This is a genomic window from Thermosulfurimonas marina (assembly GCF_012317585.1).
Classification (GTDB): domain Bacteria; phylum Desulfobacterota; class Thermodesulfobacteria; order Thermodesulfobacteriales; family Thermodesulfobacteriaceae; genus Thermosulfurimonas_A; species Thermosulfurimonas_A marina.
Map to the genome: position 1 here is coordinate 1,678,851 of NZ_CP042909.1, position 22,648 is coordinate 1,701,498.

Sequence of the window (22,648 nt, forward strand, 5' to 3'; positions counted from 1 at the left end):
GTCCTTCCCTCCGCCAGATTTTTATAGCAAACCTTGTGCCCGAAAGGCCTTGAGCTTATTGCGGAGGGTGCGGACACTTATGCCCAGGATCTCTGCGGCCCGGGTGCGATTGCCGCCGCAAGCCTTAAGGGCCGCCAGAATGGCTTCCTTTTCGAGCTCCCGGAGGGGTCTTATCGGAGGAGGGGATTCTTCCCGGGGGACGGTGGGGGAGAGGGGGCTTTCCCAGAGGAGATCCTCGGGGGTGATCTCCGGCCCACGGGCCAGAAGTACCGCCCTTTCCACCAGATTTTTTAGTTCTCGCACATTTCCCGGAAAGTCGTAGCCTTCAAAGATCTCCAAGACCTCCCGGGAAAAGCCCCGGATCTCTTTGCCGTAGCGCCGGGCAAATTCGCGCAGGAAGTGTTCGGCCAGATAGGGAATATCCGCCCGGCGTTCTCTCAAGGGGGGGAGTCTTACCGGGATCACATTTAAGCGAAAATAGAGGTCTTCCCGGAAGCGCCCCGCCCGGACCTCTTCTTCTATCTCTCGGTTGGTGGTGGCAATGACCCGGACATCTACCTTTACGGGGTAAGCCCCACCGAGGCGGTCTACCTCTCCCTCCTGCAACACTCGCAGGAGTTTGGCCTGAAGGGGAAGGGGCATTTCGGTGATCTCGTCAAGAAGGATAGTCCCTCCGTCGGCCAGTTCGAATTTCCCCTTTTTGCGGGTCAGGGCCCCGGAGAAGGCCCCTTTTTCATAGCCGAAAAGTTCGGACTCCAGGAGGGCTTCGGGAAGAGCCGCACAGTTTATGGCCACGAAGGGTCCCCGAGCCCGAGGGCTTACCTGGTGGAGCCAGCGGGCCAGGACCTCTTTTCCTGTACCGGACTCCCCGACAATGAGGACGGGAGCAGGGCTAGCGGCCACCGGCCGCAAACGCTCAAGCAGGGCCCGGAGGGCCGGATCCCGGGTGAGAAAGCCCTCCTCTCCTGAAAGAAGACGCCTTTCCTCTAGGGCGGCCAGGATCAGTTTCCGTAGAAGGTCTCTATCCGTGGAAAGGAGCCGGAAGTCATAGGCCCCGGCCCTTATAGCCTCCACCGCCTCTTCTACTCCGGCCCTTTCGGCCAGAAGCAGGACCGGAAGTCCGGGATGGTGGTGGCGAACCACGTCAAGGATCTGACGAAAGGAAGGCCCCTCCCCTGACACCTCGGCCACTAGGATCTCTGGAGAATCTTCCCGGGGAAGGTCCGCCAGGAGGTCGGAAAGCAGACGCACCGAGTGTTCCCGGGCCAGATCTTCGGCGAGCTCCCGGAGCCTTCCCGAGGGGGTCCAGAAGACAATGGCCATATCAGTATATAACCCTGCGGGCCCGATCGATAAGCTGCAGCCCCCGGAGGATACCCTGGGCCAGACGTCCTTCGGTGGAGTTGGCGCTGGCCAGGCTCTGCCAAACCTTCAGGGCCTCTTCCTGGCCCCTTCTTTCATAATATACTCCCTCCAGCCAGCGCAAGGGGGTAGAGTCGGGGAAACGTTTTTTCCCGGCAGCCAGATACCGCTTGGCTCGGAGATAATCTTCGTTTTCCAGGGCCATTTGGATCAAAAAGGCGAAGTCTTCGTCTGTGGCCCGGTAGGAGGGATCTTCTAAGATCCGGAAGGCCAAATCCAGGTCCTTTAATTGGAGGGCCAGCTGGAAGAAGATACCCAGGGCCTCCGGTCGAAGTTCCTTGGGGAAGTCCTTGCGGGAAAGAAGGCCTTCGAAAAGCCGCCGGGCCTCCTGGAGGTGGCCCGCCTGATAGAGCCAGCGGGCCTTGAGAAGGAGAAGACGGGGATGATCCCGGTAGAAGGGGAATTCCCGGGGAAAGATTTCCAGGATCTCGGAGGCCTCTTCCAGACGGCCCTCTTCCAGGGCCTCACGGATGAGGGCCAGATAGAGTTCCGGACGATAGGCCCGGGGGACCCCGAACTCATAAGCCCGCAGAAGATAGGCCGTACGGGTGAGGTCCAGATGAAAGACCCCGTAGGTCTTTCCCAGCCAGTAAAAATGGGCCCCACAGCGGGCCTTCTCCAACAGGGCCCCCTCCTGGCGATGGATCTTGAGAATGCGAGCGTAGGCCTTTTCGGCGAAAAGTTGGCCCAGGAAGAGATTGTCGGCCTCACAGAGTCTGCTTTCTACTTCCTTGCGAAGGGGGTCCCGAGGGTAACGCTTGAGAAAATCCAGAGCGGTCCAGAAGGCCTTTTCCGGCTTCTTGTCCTCCAGATAGAGGCGCACCTCGAAGGCGTGGGCCTCTCGGGTGATGGGGTGGTCGGGATGGGTGCGACGCAGTTCGTTTATCAGGGGGATGAGGACTTTGCGTTCCTTGAGGGTGGGGGCCCCGAGCCGGCGTTTGAATTCATAAGAAAGATGATAGAGCCGAAATTTGGCAAACTTGGCCTCATCGAGATGGGGCCAGACCGTAAGCAAAAGCTCGTAATAGGTCCGGGCCCACCGCAGGCGGCCGCGATGAAAGGCCGCCTCCGCCAGCTTCAGGAAAATTCCGGGGGCCTCCTCTTCGGAGCCCGAGAGATTCAGGTAGCGGAAATAGGCCTCCTTGGCCTTTTCCAGTTTCCCCTGCGCCAGCCAGCGATCTCCCAGGATCTTGAAGATTCCCGGGGCGTAGAGGCGAAGGGCCGGGCGCTCCTTAAGGATTTTCTGGACCTCCTCCAGGGCCTGGCCGCTTTCAAGCAAGACCTCCAGGGCCCCGGCCAGGGTCTTTTCTGAACAGCTTTCCCGAAGCACTTCCAGGGCCTTTTGGGCGGCCTTGCGACGCAGTTTGGTGGCCAGATAGCTTTGGGCCAGCATCACCTGGGCCTCACAGCGCAATTCTCCTTGAGCCCGCTTTTCCACCAGGCGGGCCCAGAAGAGGGCCTGGGGGTAATTGTGGAGCCGCAGATGGGCCCGAGCTAAAAGGAGAAGGTCTTCGGGAGAGAGGGCATAAGAGGCCGTAAGGGGCTCCAGCCTTTTTATGACCTCTTCCACCTTTCCGGATTCAAAAAGTACTCGAGCCTCCAGAGCCCGTAGCGGAGGCACTAGTCTTCCCGGAAAGCGCTTTTCGGTCTCCTTGAGGATGCGCAGGGCCCCCAAGAGGTCCCCCTCTCCATAGGCAAAACGGGCCTGCTCCAGCCACCAGGCCGGATCCTTCTCCGGAGCTTCAGCGGCCAGCCCGGGGAGGGCCACAGAGACCAGGAGCAGAAATATTCCTACTTTCCGCACCAAGGAATGCATCCTATGGGAGCTTATGCAAAATCAGGGCCTATTCCAGACCGAGGCGTTTCATCTTCTCTACCAGGGTAGTGCGTTTGAGGCCCAGAAGTTTGGCAGCGTGAGTCCGTACCCCTCCCGAAAGCTCCAGGGCTTTCAGGATGAAGGTCTTTTCGATCTCCAGAAGCATCTGTTTGAGATCGATGCCCTGAGGAGGGATCTCTACCGGGATCAGGCCCGGAGGAGGGGTCAGCCCTCGGAAGTGCTCCGGAAGATCCTCTTCCCGGATCACATCCTCTTCTACCAAGATGACCAGCCTTTCCATCAGGTTTTCCAGCTCCCGCACATTCCCGGGCCAGGGATAATTCATCAGGCATTCCAAGGCTCCGGGGGAGAGGCGTTTCAGAGGAACTTCTTCCCGCTCGCAGAACTTCTGGAGAAAATGTTCAGCAAGGAGGGGAATGTCTTCTTTTCGTTCTCGAAGGGGAGGCATGCGAATGGGAATAACGTTGAGGCGAAAGTAAAGGTCTTCACGGAAGCGGCCCTGGGCCACTTCCTTTTCCAGGTCCCGGTTAGTAGCGGCAATGATCCGGATATCTACCGGGCGGGGTTCTTCGGAGCCCAGGCGCTCCACCACCCTTTCCTGGAGCACCCGCAGGAGCTTCACCTGGAGCTTGGGGCTCATCTCCGAGACTTCGTCCAGGAAGATGGTCCCCCCGTGGGCCAGCTCGAAACGGCCGGGTTTGCTGCGGGAGGCCCCGGTAAAGGCCCCGCGTTCGTAACCGAAAAGCTCGCTTTCCAGGAGTTCTTCCGGGATGGCCCCGCAATTTACCGGAACGAAAGGGCCCTCCTTCCGCCGGCTTTTGGCGTGAATGGCCCGGGCCACCAACTCCTTTCCGGTCCCGGACTCTCCCAGGATGAGGACCGTACTGTCCCGCGGAGCTACCTTCTCTATAAGTTGGAGGACCTTCTTTATGGCCGGGCTTTTTCCCAGGATCTCCATCAAACCTATTTTTTTCATGGATTTCCCTCTCTGTCAAATTTTTGAAAGTTGAGTCCCGAGGGGGGCTCTGTAAAATAGGCCTATGCTTTCTCGTTGGCTCTATGAGGAGTTGGTGCGGCAGGCCCTCAAAGAGGACGCCCCCTTCGGGGATCTCACTACCGAGGCCTTGGTGCCCCCAGACCTCCGGGGACGGGCAATTATCCGGGCCAAGGAGGCCCTGGTGGTCTGCGGGCTTCCGGTGGCCGAAACCGTGCTCAGGGAGGTAGACCCGGAGCTGGCCGTAAACTTTCTGGTGGAAGAGGGGAGGGAGGTTTCGGGGGGAACGGTGCTGGCCGAGATTGTGGGCCGGGTGGCCTCCATCCTTCAGGCCGAAAGGGTGGCCCTTAATTTCCTGCAGCACCTTTCCGGGGTGGCCACCTATGTTCGACAGGTGGTGCGGGCCGTGGAGGGGTTGCCGGTGAGAATTGTGGACACCCGCAAGACCACCCCGGGCCTGAGACTTCTTGAAAAATACGCCGTCCGGATAGGGGGTGGGCACAACCACCGCTTCGGACTTTCGGAGGGGATTCTGATCAAGGATAACCATATCCGGGCCTGTGGCGGAGTGGCCGAGGCCGTACGCCGGGCTCGGGAAAGACTCCCCCATGTCTTTCGCATTGAGGTGGAGGTGCGCACCCTGACTGAACTGGAAGAGGCCCTTTCGGCCGGGGCCGAGGTCATCCTTCTGGACAACATGTCTTTGGAAGAGTTGCGGGCGGCGGTGGAGCTGGCCCGCCAAAGGGCTCCAGGGGTCCTGCTTGAGGCCTCCGGTGGGGTCACCTTGGAAAATGTGCGGGCCGTGGCCGAAACCGGTGTGGATCTCATTTCCCTGGGGGCCCTTACGCACTCTGCCCGTGCGGTGGATATCCACCTCAAGGTGGTGGAGATCTTTCCGTAGACTTTGTGAAATTTTTCTATTCCTATTGCTTTGGTAGGAAATTGTGGTTAAAGTTCCCCAAATCTCAAAAAGGAGGCTCGTATGGCGCTGGACGAGGTCAAGATCACCCAGGCTATTGTGGAAAGTTTCACAAAGAAACTGGAGGAAGCTCTGGAGGTGGATGTGGCCATCGTGGGAGCCGGGCCTTCGGGGCTTACGGCAGCCTATAAGCTGGGGCGAGAGGGCTTTCGGGTAGCGGTCTTCGAGCGCAAACTCTCCATCGGCGGCGGCATGTGGGGCGGGGGCATGATGTTCAATGAGATCGTGGTCCAGGAAGAGGGGGCCCGCATCCTTCGGGAAGTGGGGGTAGAGGTCCGCCCCTGGAAGGAGGAATATTACACGGCCGATGCCGTGGAGTGCGTCTGCGCCTTGGGGCTGGCGGCCCGCAAGGCTGGGGCCAAGATCTTCAACCTGGTAAGTGTGGAGGACGTGATGGTGCGGGAGGACCGGGTGGTAGGGCTGGTGATCAACTGGACCGCCGTGGAGATGGGCGGACTCCATGTGGACCCCCTGGCCATCCGGGCCCGCTACGTGGTGGAATCCACCGGACACGAACTCTCGGTGCTTCACGTCCTACAGCGGAAGATGAACGTGAAACTTTTCACGCCCAGCGGGAAGATCGAGGGCGAGCGCTCTCTCTGGGCGGAGGTGGCGGAAACCACCACTCTCGAGAACACCCGGGAGGTCTATCCCGGAATGTTTGTGGCCGGGATGGCGGCCAACGCCACTTTTGGCTCCTTCCGAATGGGTCCCATCTTCGGGGGCATGCTCCTTTCCGGGGAGAAGGTGGCTCAAGAGATCGCCGAAAGGCTGCGCCAAGAAAAATAAAAAAGGGGCGGGCGCCAGGCCCGCCCCCTCCGGGCTCACGCCAGGTCTCTCTTAGGCCCCAAAGGCCTTCTCGAGCGGCGGCACCACCTGCTTTTTCCGGCTCATGACCCCGTCAAGCCAGATGCTCTTTCCTTCGAGCTTCTTGCCAAAGGCCTTTTCGATCACCGAAGGATCGTCGGTGACCACCAGGAGCTCCGTCCCCTCTTTCATGATGTCCGTGAGCATAAGAACAATGGTGTGATAGCCGCCTTCGGCCTTGACCTTCTGCATCTCTTCGTAGATGGCGTCTTTGACCTCGGCCAGGAGATCGAGGCTTACCACCTCGATCTGTCCGGCCCCTACTTTCTTTCCGGCCATCATGTAGTCCTTGAAGTCCCGGTAGAGAAGATCCCGCGGGCTCTTTCCGGCCACGTCACTTTTGGCCTTGAACATCTCCATGGCAAAGGCCATCAGGTCCTCGATGCCCGCAATCTTGGCCAGCTCTTCGGCGGCCTTCTTGTCAAACTCCGTGGTGGTCACGGATTTGAAGGCCACGGTGTCCGAAAGGATGGCCGCAAGGAGGATTCCCGCGATCTCCTTGGGGATCTCCACCTTGAAGAAGTCAAAGAGGGCCTTCACGATGGAGGCTGTGCACCCGGTGGGCATGTTAATGAAGGTGATGGGATTGGGGGTGGTCACATCTCCGATCTTGTGGTGGTCGATGATGGCGATGATTTCCGCCTGGTCAATGTTGTCCAGGGTCTGCCCCCGCTCGCTGTGGTCCACCAGGATGACCTTCTTGCCGGCCCCGTCGGTCATGAGCTCCGGCGTGGGAATCCCGAAGTGCTTGAGGACGAACTCGGTCTCCGGATTGAGATCCCCCTGGCGGACGGCCACCGCCTCCTCTTTATGGGTGGAGGCGTAGGGGCTTCCGGCCTTGACCAACTGATTCCTAAGGTAGGCGTAACCGATGGCCGAACAGACGGAATCCGTATCCGGACTCTTGTGCCCGGCAACATAGATCTTACTCATTTCCTCCCTCCTTCAAGCTAGAATTTGGCCCTCTTTTGGGTATCACGCCGGGCGTTGGCTGTCAAGGAAGGAAGCAATGCGCGAGAGGAGAGGAGGGAGAGTTTCCGGATTAATGGCGGAAATTGCTTCCGCGCGGAAACGATTTCGCAGGGCCAGGACCTCTTCTGGACTCAGACGATCGATCTTGTTAAAGACCAGAAGCCGCGGCGTGCGGAGGAGATCCATCTCCTCCAGGAGGCTTTCCACGGCCTCCAGGTGTTCCTCGTAGGATGGGTGGCTCGCGTCCACCAGATGGAGGAGGAGATCGGCCTCGTAGAGTTCTTCCAGGGTGGCCCGAAAGGCCCGCTTGAGGTCCGCAGGAAGGTCCCGGATGAAACCCACGGTGTCCGTAAAGAGGACCACCTGACCGTCGGGAAGCCGCACCCGGCGAGTGGCCGGGTCCAGGGTGGCGAAGAGCTTGTCCTCGGCCAGGAATTCCTCCCGGGAGAGGGTATTGAGGAGGGTGGTCTTTCCGGCGTTGGTATAACCGATAAGGGCCACCACCGGCAGGCCCTGCCGTCGGCGGCGCTTGCGCCGCAGGGCCCGCTGGGAGGAGATGGCCTTGAGTTCTCGTTCCAGACGGGCCATGCGCTCCCGAATGCGCCGCCGGTCCACCTCAAGCTTGGTCTCTCCCGGACCCCGGCCCCCTATGCCTCCGGTCAGCCGGGAGAAGGCGTCGTCTTTGGCCCGCAGTCGGGGGAGCATATAGCGCAGTTGGGCCATCTCTACCTGGATCTTGCCTTCCCGGCTGCGGGCCCGCTGGGCAAAGATGTCCAGGATGAGTTGCGTGCGGTCGATCACCCTTAGATCGGTAATCTCGGTGAGGGCCCTTACCTGGGAGGGGGAAAGCTCCCGATCAAAGATCAGGAGGTTGGCCGAGGTCTGCATGGCCTGGATGATGATCTCCGAAAGCTTTCCCTTACCCACCACGTAGCGCGGGTCTGGAGAGGACCGCCGCTGAAGGACCTCCCCCACCACGGCCACCCCGGCGGTACGGGCGAGTTCCCGCAACTCCGCCAGGCGATCCTCAGCCAGAAAGCGCGGCCCCTCGTAGACCCCCACGAGAAGGGCCCGGTCCTCCCGGTCGCTCACCTCCTTGAGGGGGCGCTGGCGTTCTAACTCCTCCTCCAGGGACTCCACCAGATCCCGAAAGTCCCCGCGCAACTCCCAGGGGAAAAGGGGTTCCAAAAAGCCGTAGTAACCGTTCCCTTCTTTTCGGGGAAGGAGATAGGCGGTGTAGAGCCTTCCGGGGAGCCCCTCGGGTTGGACCTCGAGGGCGGTCATGGTGTCCAGGCGCAGGAAGGCCAAGTCCAGAAGGTCGTCCTGATCCAGCCCCGGATGAGAAAGATGGGTATGGAGGCAGCGCAGACCCAGGAGGCGCCCCGGGGCTTTGCGGGGCCTTTCGAGCTCCGGAATCACGATGCGGTGATAATCCCCGAGGATGACGTATTCTACCTCTCCTCGGCGGTTCAAGAGAAGGCCGATCTGGCGGTTGAGTTCTTTAGAAAGGTGGGCCAGTTCTCGACAGAGTTCGTGGGTGACCAGATAATCCGGGGGCACTCGCCTCCGGTAAAGGCGCTCCAAGGCTCGGAGTTGGCTGGGGGAAAGACCGGTGGTCTGACCGTAAACCGTCTTGGACATCTAGCGCCGAGGCCGAAAGAGGACCTTTATCGGGGTTTTAGTGAACCCTAGATATTCGCGCAAGCGATTGCGCACAAATCGTTCTACACTTTTGGGAATCTCTTCCGGATAGTTAGTAAATATTACGATGGTCGGCGGCCTAATTTCCGCCTGGGTAGCATAGTAAAATTTTAATCTCTTACCGGAGGGAGTGTAAAGGGGTCTTTCCTTACGGATCTCTTCCAGGGCCCGATTGACCTGAGAGGTAGGAACCCTTCGAGAGTATTCGGCGTAAATTTCGTCCACCAGGGGAAGGATCTCGGCTACCCGTCGCCCGGTCTTGGCCGAAACGGTAAGGATGGGGGCCCAGGGCACAAAGCGCGCCCCATAGCGGATCTGTTGCAGGAGGATGTTTCCCTCCTCCCGTTTTCCGTCCAGGAGGTCCCATTTGTTGACCAGGATGAGGCAGGCCTTGTGACGCTTTTCGATCTGGGAGAGGATTTTCTGATCCTGGTCGGTGATGCCCTCTTCCGCAGTGAGCACCAGGAGGGCCACCTCCGCCCGCTCCAGGGCCTCAAAGGCCTTGTCCACACTGAACTTTTCCACCCGTTCCTTGATGCGGGCCCGGCGGCGGATGCCTGCGGTGTCAATGAGGAGATAGCGGCGGCCGTCCGGAAGCTCGAGCAGGGTATCAATACTGTCCCGAGTGGTGCCGGGGATGTCCGAGACAATCATACGTTCGTAGCCCACCAGTCGGTTAAGAAGGGAGCTTTTGCCCACATTGGGTCTTCCCAGAAGGGCTACTTTTACCACCGGGGCCTTTCCTTCCTCCTCCGGAGGTCCTTCTTCCGGAAGTCTTTCCAGGATAAGCTGGATCAGGTCTTCTAGACCCCGGCGATGCTTGGCCGAGATGGGGACCAGGGGTTCAAGCCCCAAGGCGTAAAATTCGGAAAGGTTCAGGAGATCCCTTTTTCCATCCACCTTGTTGACCACCAGGATAAGGGGCTTTCCCGAGGCCCGGACCAACTCCGCTACCTCTTCATCCAGAGGGGTGAGCCCGGTCTTGGCCTCCACTACCAGGAGAACCAGATCGGCCTCCTTCAGGGCGGCTTCGGCCTGACGCAGGGTCTCCTGCTTGAGGAGGTCTCCCTCCTCGGGCTCAAGCCCCCCGGTATCGATAAAGGTCACCCGTCGTCCCTCGATCTCCGCCTCTCCGTAAACCCGGTCCCGGGTGACCCCCGGGGTGCGTTCCACCACGGCCTTGCGTTCCCCGATCAGGGTGTTGAAGAGGGTGGATTTGCCCACGTTGGGGCGTCCGATAAGGGCTACTTTAGGCATTTCGAGCCACCTTTTCCTTGACCGAAGGAAAGAGATCCAGATCGGTATGGGGGAGAAAGAGGGCCCCGGTAAGGAGTTGCATAAAACGGTTTTCCACATTCATCTCCAGATAGGTGAGCCGGCGTAAGATCTCCCGCAATTCCTGAAAACCTCCCTCAAGGAGGAATTTCACCGCCCCCTTTCCGGCGGCGTTTCCCACCGGACGAAATCTCTCCCGGGGTAGATCCGGAAGCATCCCGATGGTTACCGCAGACTCCGGATCAATATGGTTGCCGAAGCTTCCAGCAATAAAAATTTCTTCAATATCATCAAAAGTTACACCAAGATTTTCACATATTACTCTAAGAATGGTAAACATTGCTCCCTTGGAGCGGATAAGATTTTTAACTTCTCCCTGGGTAAGATAGAGGGGTTTTCCGTGGGCCGTCTCCTTTTCGTCGGCGAGGATGAAGGCCAGCTCGCCTTTAATTTCCCGGAAATGTTCGGGGGCCTTTTCCGGCCGGAAAACCCCTTCGGGGGAGAGGAGGCCGGAGAGAAAAAGGGCGGCCAGGAGATCTATGGCTCCAGAGCCACAGATCCCGCGGGGCTTTTCTCCTCCGATGGTCTGATAGACGAATTTCCCCTCCTCCCAGCGCACGCGTTCTATGGCCCCGGGGGCGGCCTGCATACCGCAGGAGAGGATGCCCCCTTCGAGGGCCGGGCCGGCGGCTCCGGCGCAGGCCAAAAGAAAGTCCCGGTTTCCCAGAACCACTTCCGCGTTGGTCCCCACGTCCACGAAAAGGGCCAGTCCCTCCTTCCGAAGGAGCTCTACGTAGTAGAGTCCGGCCAAGAGGTCTCCTCCGAAATAGCTCCCCCCGGAGGGAAAAAGGAAGATTAGGGCCTCGGGATGTCCGGGAAGACCCACCTCCCGGGCCTTGAGGACGTCCAGCCAGTTGGCCGCCGGGATATAGGGTTCGCGGTAGAGCCAACGGGTGGGAAGCCCCAGAAGGAAGTGGGTCATGGTGGTGTTCCCGCAAAGGGCGTAGTAAAAAACCCTTGAAACCTCTGGGCCCAGGAGTTTGCGGATCTCTTCGGAGAGCCCCTCTAGAGTAATTCGACGAAGCTCTTCCAGACCCTCCGGCTTGGAGGCAAAATGCAGTCGGGTGAGGATGTCTTCCCCGTAAGGAATCTGAGGATTGCGAAAGGAGCGTTTGGCCAAGACCTCCTTTCGGGAAAGATCCACCAGATAGAGGACCACCCCGGTGCTTCCCAAGTCGATGGCCAAACCCAGGGGCTCCGGTCCCTTGCGGGGCCAGACTTCCAGCACTTCCCAGGATTGCTCCCTTTTTCCCACCACGGTCGCCACCTGAAAATCCCCGGCCCGCAAGGTCTCCGGAAGTTTTTTTAATACGGAAAGGGGAATCTCCGGGGCCTCTCCCAGGACTTCGCTTAGGGCCTCTCGCAGGCGCCTTTCATCCGCACGCTGGTCGGAAAGGGAGGGCGGAGGGAGGAAAAGAGAGATTTTTTCGGCTACCGCTCTCATACGTCCACCACGCACTGAGCTACCCAGAGATCTCCCTCCTTTTCCACCCGGGCCAGGGTAAAAGTGGCCCCCTTGACCTCCACTCCCAGGAGGTGTCTTTCCGGGTCGAAGGGCTCGCCCCAGGCCTGGCCCGTAAGACGGAATTCCTGCCCTTCACGCCGAATCTCCACCTCGAAATCCGCAAAGACTCGATGTTCCAGGGCCGAAAGGGTGAGAAGGCGGTTGAGCCAGGTCACGAAGAGCTCGTCGAGGAGTTCCGCCGAGACCGTGACCGGGGTTTTTTCCCGGGGGGAAACCTCCTCGAAGTTTTCTACCATGAGGGCGAAAAGGGCCCGGGCTCCGTTGGCAAAGGCCTCCTCCAGCGTCCGTCCGTATCCCCGGACTCCGATGTCCGCTCCGTGTTCAAAGGTCTCGTAAGGTGTGAAGTTCATAAGCCTCGCAGTACTCTCCCGAAACTACATAGGGAATATAAGGCCAGAGGAGTTCTTTCGGAAGTCCCTTCCGCAGCCTCTTTTCCGGACAGAGGAGGAATTGGTCTCCACGGACAAAGAGGGTGAGGGCTCCCTCTCGGGCGGTCTCGTAGAGGGGGATCCCGTGGACCTTGAGCCAGCGGCGTACCGCGGGGTGAGGGTGTTTCCGGCCCCGGGCCGAGGCCAGGGCCACCCGGGGTTTCAAGGCCTCCCAGGCCGGGGCGAAAAGGCCGCTTGCAGCCCCGTGATGGGGCAGGATAAAGACCTCCGAGGGCAGAAGGGCGCCTTCCCTGAGGAGTCTCAAGAGTCTTTCCCTATCGGCATCCCCGGGAAAGAAGACCGTAAGCCCTCGATATTCCAAAAAGCTCAGCAGGCTCTCCCGGTTTTCAAGGCGCGCCGGGGGAGCGGGTCTCCCGGGAAGGAGAAAGATTTGGGCCCTTTCCAGAGAAAGGACCATGGGTTTTTTAAGGGCCTCGGGGATCTCTCCCAGGGGCCTCCAGGAAGACGGCCGGAAGGCTCCGGAAAGGACCTTCCGCAGAGGATAATCTTCTTTCAAGGCCGGGAGTCCTCCGGTGTGGTCAAGGTCTGGATGGGAGAGAAGGACCAGCTTCGGGTCTGGAAAGCCCAACTTTTTCAAAAGGGGCCTGAGGACGTATCTTCCGGCCTCGAAATTTCCAAAGCGGGCCCCGGCATCGAAGAGGACTCCCTGGTTTCCGGGCAGATGGACGGCCACGGCGTTGGCTTTGCCGATATCGCTCACCAAAAGGTAAAAGACCCTCTCCCGAGCCCCCCAACCCAGGGCACTTAAGAGCAAAAATAGCCCGCAGGAGAAAAGGGCCGCCGATCTCCGTTGGTAAAAGAAAAGAACCAGAGAGGCGAGAAGGGAGGCCAGGGCCAGGCTGAAAAGTCCCACCGGCCAAGGGGGACGGAGGACGGGGGAGGGGAGGGGGAGGTTGCGGAAAATTCCGGCGAGATGCCCCAGGGTCTCGGCCATCGGCGTAGCGGTTCCTGGAGAGATCAGGGCCAGGAGCCCGCAGAGGAGTTCCCCAGGAATGAGGATCGCACACCAAAGGGGGAAAGTGAGGAGAGTATTCAGGGGGCCCAGGAGGGCGGCTTCTCCGAAATAATAAAGCACCAAAGGAAGGGTGAAGGCCCAGGCCCCGAGGGAGAGGGCCAGGGCCTCCAGGGGCCAGGCCAGCAGGCGTCGTTGGGGAAGACGGCCTTTCAGGAGGCCGTGGGCCAAAAGGATGCCGGCTACGGCGGCCACGGAGAGCCGGAAAGAGACCGAGAGCACCTCTTGGGGTTTCAGGAAAAGAAGAAGGACCACCGCTCCGGCCAGAAGTTCCCAGCCCGAGACCCGCCGGAAAAAGATCCGGGAGAGGGTGAAGAGCCCGAGCATGGCCAGGGCCCTTTCGGCCGAAGGGGGGAAACCGGCCAGGGCCGCGTAAAAGATCGCGGAAAAAAGACCGGCCAGGGCCGCGGGGATCTGGACCGGGATCCCGGAGAAAGACCAGAGGCGGGAAAGAAGGTTCCGGGTGGCCCAGAAGATGAGGCCGTAGAGGAGACCCAGATGAAATCCGGAGACCGCCAGGAAGTGAAAGAGGCCCAGGCGAGTGATCCTTTCCCGGAAATCCTCCTCCAAAAAGACCTTTTCTCCCAAAATCAAGGCCGAAAAGAGGCCCCGGGCCTCCGGGGAAAGCCCCAGGGCAAAACCGTAAAGCCTGGCCCTCAAGGCGGAGATTCCCCGAGATTTACGAGGAAAACACTCCAGATCCCGGCTATTTTTCAGGCGGAGCCGGAAACGGAGCCCCTGGGCGAGGAGGCTTTCGGAAAGCGTTGGGGAAAACGGATTGAGGAAGCCCCGGGGTCCGGGCCAGAGCCGGGCCACGAAGTCCGCCCCTGCCCGGCACTCCGGAGGGATCCTTCGGGCCAGGATCTGGCCCCGGCCCTTTCGGGTCTGAACCTCAAGGAGGGTCCCTCCGAAGGAGGCTTTCTCTTCAAGGATCTTTCCCGAGAAAACCTGCGGGGTCTTGAGAAAGAGGTTCCGGTCTTTTTGGAGGTGCCAGGACCCGAGGAGGAGCCCCAGGAGAAGGGCCAAGGGGACGGTCGGCCGGCGCAGGAGAAGACTTGTTCCCAGGAGGAGGGCTTTGAGGAAAGGGGAGGTTTCCCAGAAGGAGAGTAGGAGACCCAGGGCCAGCGCCGGGGTGGCTAAGAGCAGCGGAGGGCTTTTAGGCCTTGGGCGGCCGGGGGCCGAAAAGGGCCCTTCCCAGGCGCACAAGGGTGGCACCCTCCTCTATGGCCACCTCGAAATCATGGCTCATTCCCATGGAGAGTTCTCCGGGGCCAGGCAATTTCAGGGTTTCCCAGAGGTGATCCCGCATCTCCCGCAGGCGCCGAAAATAGGGGCGCACCTCCTCGGGGTCTTCAAAATAAGGAGGAATGGTCATGAGTCCGCGCGGTTCCAGACCCGGAAGCTCAAGCACCCGGCGGGCCAGAGCCGGGACCTCCTCCGGAGGAGCCCCGGCCTTGCGCTCTTCCGGGGCCAGTTTGACCTGGATGAAGACCGGAAACCTCCGTCCCTCCTCTAGGGCCAGACGAGAAAGCCTTTCGGCGATTTCTGTCCGATCCACGGTCTCGATGAGATCGAAGACCTTCAGGGCCTTGCGAGCCTTGTTGCGTTGGAGGTAGCCGATGAGGTGCCAGGAGAGGGGAAGGTCCTCGAGAAGGGGACGCTTGCGCTCGGCCTCCTGCACGTAGTTTTCGCCCACCAGGCGCAGGCCGGCCTCGGCCGCGGCCCGGATCTTTTCCGGATTTTGGCCCTTGGCCGCCCCCAGGATGCGGATCTCCTCCGGGCGGCGGCCGACCCGCAGGGCCGCCTCCGCCACCCGCTCCCGAATTTCCTTAAACCGGCGGGCGATTTCTTCCGGTCCCCAAACTCTACCCATGGCTCAAAGCCGTAAGACCTCCCGGGTGACCAGGGTCTCCCGGCAGAAGCGTTCGTCCTTTTCCGGGTATTCCTTGAGAAAATGGGCCCCGCGAGACTCCCTGCGGGAAAGGGCTGAGGCCACAATGAGTCGGGCCACCTGGCAGAGGTTGCGCAATTCCACAAATTCCGGGGTGAGAATATAACGCCAGTAGTGGTCTTCTACCTCCCGGGCGATGAAATCCAGGCGCCGGCGGGCCAGCTCCAGCCGATCCAGGCTGCGGACGATTCCCACATAGTTCCACATGAGGCGCCTTATGGCGTCCCAGTTGTGGGAGATGAGGACCTTTTCTTCCATGTCCACCGCCCCTCCGGGGTCCCAGTCCGGGACTTCTACCTGGGGAAGTTCCCGCAGGGCGGACCAGTTTTCGCGGATGGAAAGGGCGGCCTGGTGGGCGAAGACCAGGGCCTCAAGGAGGGAGTTGGAGGCCAGGCGGTTGGCCCCGTGAAGCCCGGTGCAGGCGCACTCTCCCACGGCATAAAGCCCGAAAAGATCGGTCTCGGCCCGCAGGTTGGTGAGCACTCCCCCGCACATATAATGGGCGGCGGGGACCACCGGAATAGGCTCCCGGGTGATGTCGATCCCGAAACGCAGGCAGGTCTCGTAGATGTAAGGGAAGCGTTGACGGACAAAGTCTGCGGGTTTGTGGGAGATATCCAACCACACATGGTCGGCCCCGCTGCGCTTGAGTTCCAGGTCGATGGCCCGGGCTACGATGTCCCGAGGGGCGAGCTCCCGGGCAGGATGATACTTGTGCATGAAGGGACGGCCTTCAGGATCAAGGAGCACGGCCCCCTCTCCCCGCAGGGCCTCGGAGATAAGGAAGTTTTTGGCCCGAGGATGGTAAAGACAGGTGGGGTGGAACTGGACAAACTCCAGGTTGGCCGCCCGGGCCCCCGCCCGCACCGCTAGAGCCACTCCGTCCCCGGTAGCGTTGTCCGGGTTGCTGGTGTAAAGATAGACCTTGCCCGCCCCTCCGGTGGCCAGCACCACCACCGGGGCTAGTACGGTCTCGATGTGCCCGTCCCCCCAGCGCAGGATATAGGCCCCAAGGACCCGATCTCTTCCGGTATCCCTTCGGAGTTTCCCTAAAGTGATAAGGTCTACCGCCAAATGACCTTCAAGAAGGCGAATGGAGGACCTTTCCCGGGCCCGAGCCAGGAGTACCCGTTCGATCTCTCGACCGGTGTGGTCCTCCACGTGAAGGATCCGCCTTCGGGAATGGCCTCCCTCGAGGCCCAGATCGAAACGGGAGGGGTCCCGGGGATCCCGGCTAAATTCCACCCCCCATTCCAGGAGCTCCCGGATCCTTTCCGGGGCCTGGCGGACTACCAGTTCTACGGTCTCCCTTCGGCAGAGCCCGTCTCCGGCCCGAAGGGTGTCCTCGATATGGAGCTCGAAGGAATCGTCCTCGGCCATCACACAGGCAATACCCCCCTGAGCCAGGGCCGTGGCCGTTTCTTCGGCCCGCTTTTTGGTAATTACGGTGATTTCGGCCAGATCCGCCAGTTTTAGAGCCAGGGTGAGTCCGGCGATGCCGGAGCCGATGACCAAGATATCCGTGCGGAGGGCCATCTAGGCCTCCTCTGGAAGCCGGGGTTCCCTTTCCAGGAAGCGGCTCATCAGGCTCTGTCCGTCGGGGATGAAAAGTCCGCTGGCCTGGGCCGTTCTTTCGGAAAAGCCCTCGGCCCGCCTTTCCTCTCCGGAACGGGAGTCAAAGAGGACGAAGGGCACGGGTTTGGAGGAATGCGTGCGCAGGGGAATAGGGGTGAGATGGTCGGTGGCGGCCAGGATGCGGTAGGCCTCAAAACGGGCGGCAGCCTCTTCGATGACCGTGCGAACCACATAACGGTCGAAGTCTTGAATGGCTTTAATTTTGAGATCCACATCCCCCTGATGGGAGGCCTCGTCCGGGGCCTCCACATGCACCAGGACAAAATCCCGGCTTTCTAAGGCCTCCAGCGCCGCCAAGGCCTTGCCCTCGTAATTGGTGTCGAGGTACCCCGTGGCTCCCTCTACCTCGATCACCTCCAGTTTCGCCAGGCGCCCCAGTCCCTTGACCAGGTCCACGGCAGCCACTACGGCCCCGGTAAGGCCCCATTTTTGGGAAAAGGGCTCCAGAAGAGGCATACGCCCCTGTCCCCAGGGCCAGAGGGCGTTAGCCGGGGGTTTGCCCTCGGCGATGCGTTTCTGGTTGAGGGGGTGTTTTTCCAGAATGCGGATGGCCCGCATGAGGAAATTCCTTAACAGGGGCTCTTCCCGATAGGCCTGCCAGGCATGGTAGATGTTTTTCCCCAGGAGATCATGCGGAGGGACGGTGCGCAGGCCCTCCGGCCCTCCGCGCCAGAGGAGGATATGGCGGTAGCTTTTCCCACAAAAGAGTTCCAACTTTTCGTCGGCCAGTTCCCGGTTAAGGTCCTCGATGAGGATGCGGGCCTCTTCGGTGGAGATGTGTCCGGCACTGTAGTCTTCCATGATCAGGTTCTGCCCCACCCTTTTTAAGGTCACCAGGTTGCACCGGAAGGCCACATCCTCGGGCCGCATAGGGATACCTAAGCTTGCGGCCTCAATGGGTCCCCGGCCGGTGTATTTTTTCTCTGGGGGATATCCCAGGAGGCTCATGTTGGCCACGTCGCTTCCGGGAGGCATCCCCTGGGGCACGGTTTGAACCAACCCTATTTCTCCGTGTCGGGCCAAAAAATCCAGCCCCGGTATGGTGGCCACCTCGAGAGGGGTGCGCCCGTCAAGCTCCTTTAAAGGGAAATCACCCATACCGTCGCCGATCAGCAGAATGTATTTCATATCTTCTGGCCTCCTTGGGGCTCGGAGATCTTTTCCACCTTGAGGATTTCCAGGTCAAAGCGCAGGGGTTTTCCGGCTAGGGGATGGTTGAGATCTACTACCGCCACTCGGGAGTCTCTCCGGGCAAGCCTTGCCGGGTGAAGTACCCCCAGTTCGTCTGGGACGAAGATGGTCTCCCCGGGCCGGGCCTGGGGAGGGATCTTTTCTACGGGCAGAAATTGGATCTTACGGGGGTCATACCAGCCGTAATGTTCGTCCGGGGGGACCCACACTGAAAGGACTTCCCCCTCCGTGTGCCCCAGGAGGGCCTTTTCCACGGAAGGGGGAAAGCGGCCTTCCCCCACGATAATGGTCACCGGCTCCTCGGAGGCGTCCACCAGGCCGCCTTCGGCCAGCACCCGATAGCGGAAGGAGACGCGATCCCCCGGGCCGATCCTTTTTTCGGAAACTACTTCCCCCGCCATCCAGGGGGAAGATAATCCCTCGGCCCGGGGGAGGCAAGGAGGTTTTAGTGTTCTCCTTTTTCTTCAGCTTCTTCGGTCTTTTGAGTCAGTCTCTTCCACCCCATAACTCCGATATGACAGGTGGCACAGCGGGTATTGGAGGCAAAGGCCGTCTCTCCATCGTGACAGGTCCCACAGTAATTTCCGTTATAGAGGGATTCCATGTTGAAGTCCTCATTTTCTTGAGTGGCTCCGGCTTCCATAGGAAAGACCTCCTCATGGCAGTCTTCACAGGAAAGGCCGGCCTCTTCCACGTGGATCTTGTGGTCGAAAAGGACGGCCTTTAGAGGTTTGGTAAAAATAATGGGGTAGGTGGGATACTCCGCCTCCTCTTCACCATCCTGCCCTACCGAGGGCAAGGCATGCAGGATGAGTCCCAGGGTCAAAAATATGGTGATGAGAAGTAGGCTCTTTTTCATGGCCTTACCTCCTTTAGTTAATAGTGTAAAAGACATTGGGCCGGGCCCCCATCGAGGGTCTCAGGACCCAGATGGCTCGCTGAGGATCATGGACCAGCTGATAGACCTGGCTTTCAGGATCGGAAAGATCGCCGAAGATCCGCACCCCTGCCGGACAGGCCTTGGCACAGGCCGTGGGAAATTCTCCCTCGGAGAGCCGGGACTCCCAGCAGAAGTCGCACTTGTCAATGGCCCGTTTTTCTTCGTTGAAATACCGCATATCGTAAGGACAGGCCGCCATGCAGGTTTTGCAGCCGATGCACTTTTTGATGTTCATCCGCACGATACCGGTCTTGGGGTCTTTGAAAGTGGCCTTGGTGGGACAGGCCCGCACACAGGGGGGTTCATTGCAGTGATTGCAGAGGATGGGCATGAAGCGTCGTTCCCACTCTCCCGGGCCTTTAGGAAAATGTTGTTCCAGGATACGCGTGCGCCAGCCGTAAGGGGGGACGTGGTTGGTCTTGCGACAGGCCTCCATGCACCGTTCGCAATCGATACAGCGGTCGGTCCGAAGGACCATGCTGTAGTGGGGTTTATAGGGGTAATGTCCCACATACTCGGGGATATCCGCATAGACCTCCCTTACCCTGGAGACCACCGAAAGAAGGGTTCCCCCGGCGTAGACCCCGGTAATCACCAGGCCCAGTTTGAGAAAGGCCCGCCTTTCTTCTACGGAAATATGTTCTACCCCTTCGTTTTTAAGATTTTTGAGCCATTCGGCAAAACCCTTGAACATATTTTCACCTCCTTAAGAGTTTTAATGTTTCACCGGAGGATGACCCTTAAAGGCCATCTCTCCCCAGGAAAAAAGAGCCCCGAAAAGACCGAAAGAACCCAAGACTACCAGCCACTCCGAAAGGGAAGGGGTGTAGTGGTAGTATTCGGGAAGTCCGTAGATATGCATACCGTGATAGTGGGGCACGATCTGACCCCCAACAACTAGGTCATAGCGCATGACAAAGATGGCCAAAAGGGCCAGTCCGGCCACATAGGCCATGGCGTTGATATCCCGGGCCCGTACCCCGATTACCACCAGGAAGGGCAGCACCAGTCCCAAGAAGATCTCAAAGACCCAGAAATTGAAGGCGAAGGGTCCTTTGAGCATGGCCATAATGGTTTCCCATTTTCCGTGAGGTTTTCCGGCCAGGCTGGCGATGATCTTCCAGATGGTAAAGAAGATCACTACCGCGGTAAGGAGGGCGTAGACTTTTCCGGTTACCTGTAAGGCGCGCACCACCTCGGGTTCCATCTGGCGATCGGTCAGGCGATAGGCCAGCCAGGTAAAAAAGAGGATAGCTGCCGCCCCGCTCATCATGGCCGAGGCGATGAAGTAGATGGGCATGTAGGGGCCATACCAAAACTCGTGGGCATGCAAAAGCCCGAAGACCGCTCCTAGGTTACTGTGAGCCGCCACACCGGAGATCACCCCCAGGAGACCGGCAAGCCCCGCCTCTTTGTGCTTGTGGAGCTGGATGAGCCCAAACTCCACCAGCATGAAAAAGAGGTAGGCCCCATAGAGGGTTCCCATCCACCAGATGTTGGACCGCAGATTGGGAGAAAGGGTGTTCCATATGGGAAGCCTCCAAGGATTTTCTAGCTCTAGGCCAATGGCTAAAAAACCCGAAACAATGGTGGCGATGGCCAGAAAAATGCTCCGGCTGGCCACCGGCTCCATGGGCTTGTAACCAAAGACATGCCCGATGGAAGAGGTTAGACATAGACCGGTGGAGGTGACCACCCAGAAGACGTAAGTGGAGATCAGGATGCCCCAGGGGATCTCCCGGGTCACTCCGTAAACTTCCGTGTGTCCTACCAGAAAACCCCGGATCCCGGCGGCCACCCCCACCCCCAAAAGGATCAAGGAGATCACAAATAAAACCATTATTCGACCTTGCCTAACATTACCAGCTACTACCATAGGTCCCTCCTTTAAATCTGGAATTTAAAATTTCCACTTCTTAGGATAAAAACCTTACCGACAGGAGACCTTAAAGGTCAAATGGAATTTTAAGGGAGAAGAGACTTTTGGTGGACCCTAAGAGAACTTTAAAGAATTTTTTGGAGAGTTTTTAGACGAAAGGAAAAGGGGAGCCGGACGGAAACCGGCCCCCCGTCTTGGATTTATTCTCCCAGAAGGGTTTCCAGAATTTCCGGGGATTCCTCCTCTTCCGCCAAGAGATTGTGGCACAGGGAGCAATCCTGAGAGATAACTTCGCCGTCTTCGCTTTCCAGCTCCTCGTTGTGGCAGCGAAAACAGCCGTCATGGCTGAGGAAGTTGGTATAGGTCCCCCAAGTAATCTTCATTTCCGGAAAGACATTGAGGAGATAGGCTTCCTGAGCCGCGGCAATAACCTGTTCTATCTTTTCTGGGGAATTTTTGACTAGATCCGGATAGTTTTTCTGATAATAGTTGCGAATATATTCTGCGATCTTGACCTTAGCCTCCTTGCGGGAAGGATAATTCTGGGTGATAGCCTCCAGGGTTACCTTTTTTACGAAAGGCAGGTCTTCGGGCATGGCTCCGCTTACGAACTCGAGATCCAGGGCCTCTTCTGCGGAGTGGAAGATGTGGGTAGGGCGATTGTGACAATCCATACAGTCCATGAGGCGTACCTCTCCTTCCCGGGCCTCTTCGCTCCCTTTAAAGACCGTCTTTTTACCCTTTTCGATCTTGACCACTTCTACGATATTTTCCCGCTTCGGGTCCGTATATTTGTAGTAGATCTTGACCTCCGGAGAGACGTGCCAGTGGATCCCGAAGGCCTTTCCCTTCATTCCACCGCTTCCGGTCTTCATAAGGAGCACGGTATAGAGTTTGCTATTATTTTTGTCGGTCTGGCGCTTTTCTTTGATGACCAGCTTATAACCCACAAAGTATTCCGGACGGTGACACTCTTCACAGGTTTCTCGCGCCGGCCGGAGGTTGTGGACCGGGGTGGGAAGGGGCCGGGGATAGGTATTAGTGAGGTATTCCACGACCTCTTTCATTCCGCTCAACTTGGACTTTACAAACCAGCTGGCCCCAGGACCGATATGACAGTGCACGCACTTGACATGGGCATGGGGGGAATGCTGATAAGCGGTGAATTCGGGGGTCATGACCCGGTGGCAGAGTTTTCCGCAGAAATTCACGGATTCCGTGTAGTGGTAAGCGCTGTAAACGATGGCCCCCATGCAAATGAGGACCACGGTGAGTATGACCGAGGTAAGAAAGGCCGTCTCCCTCAGGACCTTGGCCTTGTCGGCCTTGGCCATCAATTCCTGAACGGTCTCCCGAGAGAAAAACCCCTGGCGAGAGATAAAGATGCCCACACAAAAAAGCCCTAGACCTAAAAGCATCAAGGGAAAAAGTCCCAGATAAAAGATTTCTTGCCAAACGTGGGATTCTACATGATGGATATTGTCGTAAATAGAGAAGATGGTTAACGGGGGGACCGTAAGCAAGAGAATAAGGGTTCCCAGTAAGCAAAACTTGTTCTGCCTTACGAAGTTCCTAAAAAAAAGCCACCCCTCCTGCCACATTTTAACCCTCCCTTAACATTTTTGAAACGGCTTTCTAACACGCCATCCCCTATGACAAGGGCCCCCTAGCCAGGGGCCCCTTGTCATAGGGAAAGTGGACTAGGTTAGGCGGTAGCCAGCTCCGGCTGCTCTTCCTTTTCGGTAGCCGTGTGGTAAGCGGTTCCCATCCGAGAGATAAAGGCCAGACCCGCAATGGCCGGAATAATGGCAAACGGTCCTAGCACCATAAACCCCAAGAGCCCCAATCCCAAAAGCCCCACTTCTTTGAGTCCCTTCATCACCAACCTCCTAGATTAGATTCTTCGTAAAAATTTAATACGTCGAAAATTATTGTCAATATCCATGTATAATTTTCCTT

General features: G+C 58.8%; 20 protein-coding genes. 2 read left to right on the forward strand and 18 right to left on the reverse strand.

What is annotated here, in order from left to right:
- Window positions 1-21: 21 nt before the first annotated feature.
- The 3 genes from FVE67_RS08755 to FVE67_RS08765 are packed head-to-tail and all read right to left on the reverse strand — an operon-like array spanning window position 22 to window position 4,235.
- Complete coding sequence (locus FVE67_RS08755) at window positions 22-1,323, reverse strand: sigma-54 dependent transcriptional regulator (protein ID WP_168720213.1); 1,302 nt, start codon at window positions 1,321-1,323, stop codon at window positions 22-24.
- A gap of 1 nt (window position 1,324) precedes the next feature.
- Window positions 1,325-3,229, reverse strand: coding sequence for a tetratricopeptide repeat protein (locus FVE67_RS08760; protein ID WP_168720214.1), 1,905 nt, complete (start codon window positions 3,227-3,229; stop codon window positions 1,325-1,327).
- Between the two features lie 37 nt (window positions 3,230-3,266).
- Window positions 3,267-4,235 (reverse strand): sigma-54 interaction domain-containing protein, encoded by a 969-nt coding sequence (locus FVE67_RS08765; RefSeq protein WP_168720215.1) that lies wholly within the window; start codon window positions 4,233-4,235, stop codon window positions 3,267-3,269.
- A 64-nt stretch (window positions 4,236-4,299) separates the two neighbouring features.
- Between FVE67_RS08765 and nadC the strand changes: the two genes are divergently transcribed.
- Together nadC and FVE67_RS08775 are read left to right on the forward strand one after the other, a co-directional pair.
- The gene (nadC, locus tag FVE67_RS08770) at window positions 4,300-5,154 is read left to right on the forward strand and encodes a carboxylating nicotinate-nucleotide diphosphorylase (RefSeq protein WP_168720216.1); all 855 of its coding nucleotides are present in this window, start codon (window positions 4,300-4,302) and stop codon (window positions 5,152-5,154) included.
- 81 nt (window positions 5,155-5,235) lie between these two features.
- The gene (locus tag FVE67_RS08775; RefSeq protein WP_168720217.1) at window positions 5,236-6,021 is read left to right on the forward strand and encodes a sulfide-dependent adenosine diphosphate thiazole synthase; all 786 of its coding nucleotides are present in this window, start codon (window positions 5,236-5,238) and stop codon (window positions 6,019-6,021) included.
- Between the two features lie 51 nt (window positions 6,022-6,072).
- Here the strand turns inward: FVE67_RS08775 and FVE67_RS08780 are convergent, their stop codons facing one another.
- From FVE67_RS08780 to FVE67_RS08850, 15 genes are all read right to left on the reverse strand, one after another.
- A complete protein-coding gene (locus tag FVE67_RS08780) occupies window positions 6,073-7,032 on the reverse strand; it encodes a manganese-dependent inorganic pyrophosphatase (RefSeq protein WP_168720218.1) in 960 nt (319 codons plus the stop codon).
- Between the two features lie 42 nt (window positions 7,033-7,074).
- Window positions 7,075-8,712, reverse strand: coding sequence for a GTPase HflX (hflX, locus tag FVE67_RS08785; RefSeq protein ID WP_168720219.1), 1,638 nt, complete (start codon window positions 8,710-8,712; stop codon window positions 7,075-7,077).
- Window positions 8,713-10,029: a ribosome biogenesis GTPase Der gene (der, locus tag FVE67_RS08790; RefSeq protein WP_168720220.1), complete on the reverse strand. Its 1,317-nt coding sequence runs from the start codon at window positions 10,027-10,029 to the stop codon at window positions 8,713-8,715.
- Window positions 10,022-11,551 (reverse strand): ASKHA domain-containing protein, encoded by a 1,530-nt coding sequence (locus FVE67_RS08795; RefSeq protein ID WP_168720221.1) that lies wholly within the window; start codon window positions 11,549-11,551, stop codon window positions 10,022-10,024. Before FVE67_RS08795 ends, der begins: the two co-directional genes overlap by 8 nt.
- Complete coding sequence (locus FVE67_RS08800; protein WP_168720222.1) at window positions 11,548-11,982, reverse strand: archease; 435 nt, start codon at window positions 11,980-11,982, stop codon at window positions 11,548-11,550. The genes FVE67_RS08795 and FVE67_RS08800 overlap by 4 nt, the downstream gene beginning before the upstream one ends.
- Complete coding sequence (locus tag FVE67_RS08805; protein WP_168720223.1) at window positions 11,954-14,299, reverse strand: ComEC/Rec2 family competence protein; 2,346 nt, start codon at window positions 14,297-14,299, stop codon at window positions 11,954-11,956. The genes FVE67_RS08800 and FVE67_RS08805 overlap by 29 nt, the downstream gene beginning before the upstream one ends.
- Window positions 14,250-14,966 (reverse strand): YggS family pyridoxal phosphate-dependent enzyme, encoded by a 717-nt coding sequence (locus FVE67_RS08810; RefSeq protein WP_168720224.1) that lies wholly within the window; start codon window positions 14,964-14,966, stop codon window positions 14,250-14,252. The genes FVE67_RS08805 and FVE67_RS08810 overlap by 50 nt, the downstream gene beginning before the upstream one ends.
- 3 nt (window positions 14,967-14,969) lie before the next feature.
- A complete protein-coding gene (nadB, locus tag FVE67_RS08815) occupies window positions 14,970-16,580 on the reverse strand; it encodes an L-aspartate oxidase (RefSeq protein ID WP_168720225.1) in 1,611 nt (536 codons plus the stop codon).
- On the reverse strand, window positions 16,581-17,807 hold the full coding sequence (locus FVE67_RS08820) for a cofactor-independent phosphoglycerate mutase (RefSeq protein ID WP_168720226.1): 1,227 nt from the start codon (window positions 17,805-17,807) through the stop codon (window positions 16,581-16,583).
- Complete coding sequence (locus tag FVE67_RS08825; protein ID WP_168720227.1) at window positions 17,804-18,271, reverse strand: FKBP-type peptidyl-prolyl cis-trans isomerase; 468 nt, start codon at window positions 18,269-18,271, stop codon at window positions 17,804-17,806. Before FVE67_RS08825 ends, FVE67_RS08820 begins: the two co-directional genes overlap by 4 nt.
- A gap of 44 nt (window positions 18,272-18,315) precedes the next feature.
- Window positions 18,316-18,729 carry a c(7)-type cytochrome triheme domain-containing protein gene (locus FVE67_RS08830; RefSeq protein ID WP_210534597.1) on the reverse strand — a complete coding sequence of 138 codons (414 nt, stop codon included), beginning with the start codon at window positions 18,727-18,729 and terminating at the stop codon, window positions 18,316-18,318.
- 13 nt (window positions 18,730-18,742) lie between these two features.
- Complete coding sequence (locus FVE67_RS08835) at window positions 18,743-19,504, reverse strand: 4Fe-4S dicluster domain-containing protein (RefSeq protein ID WP_168720229.1); 762 nt, start codon at window positions 19,502-19,504, stop codon at window positions 18,743-18,745.
- Between the two features lie 21 nt (window positions 19,505-19,525).
- The gene (gene nrfD, locus FVE67_RS08840) at window positions 19,526-20,638 is read right to left on the reverse strand and encodes an NrfD/PsrC family molybdoenzyme membrane anchor subunit (RefSeq protein ID WP_246167894.1); all 1,113 of its coding nucleotides are present in this window, start codon (window positions 20,636-20,638) and stop codon (window positions 19,526-19,528) included.
- A 251-nt stretch (window positions 20,639-20,889) separates the two neighbouring features.
- Entirely contained in the window at window positions 20,890-22,107 is a 1,218-nt protein-coding gene (locus tag FVE67_RS08845; protein ID WP_168720231.1) for a NapC/NirT family cytochrome c, read from the reverse strand.
- A 287-nt stretch (window positions 22,108-22,394) separates the two neighbouring features.
- The gene (locus FVE67_RS08850) at window positions 22,395-22,568 is read right to left on the reverse strand and encodes a hypothetical protein (RefSeq protein WP_168720232.1); all 174 of its coding nucleotides are present in this window, start codon (window positions 22,566-22,568) and stop codon (window positions 22,395-22,397) included.
- Window positions 22,569-22,648: the final 80 nt, after the last annotated feature.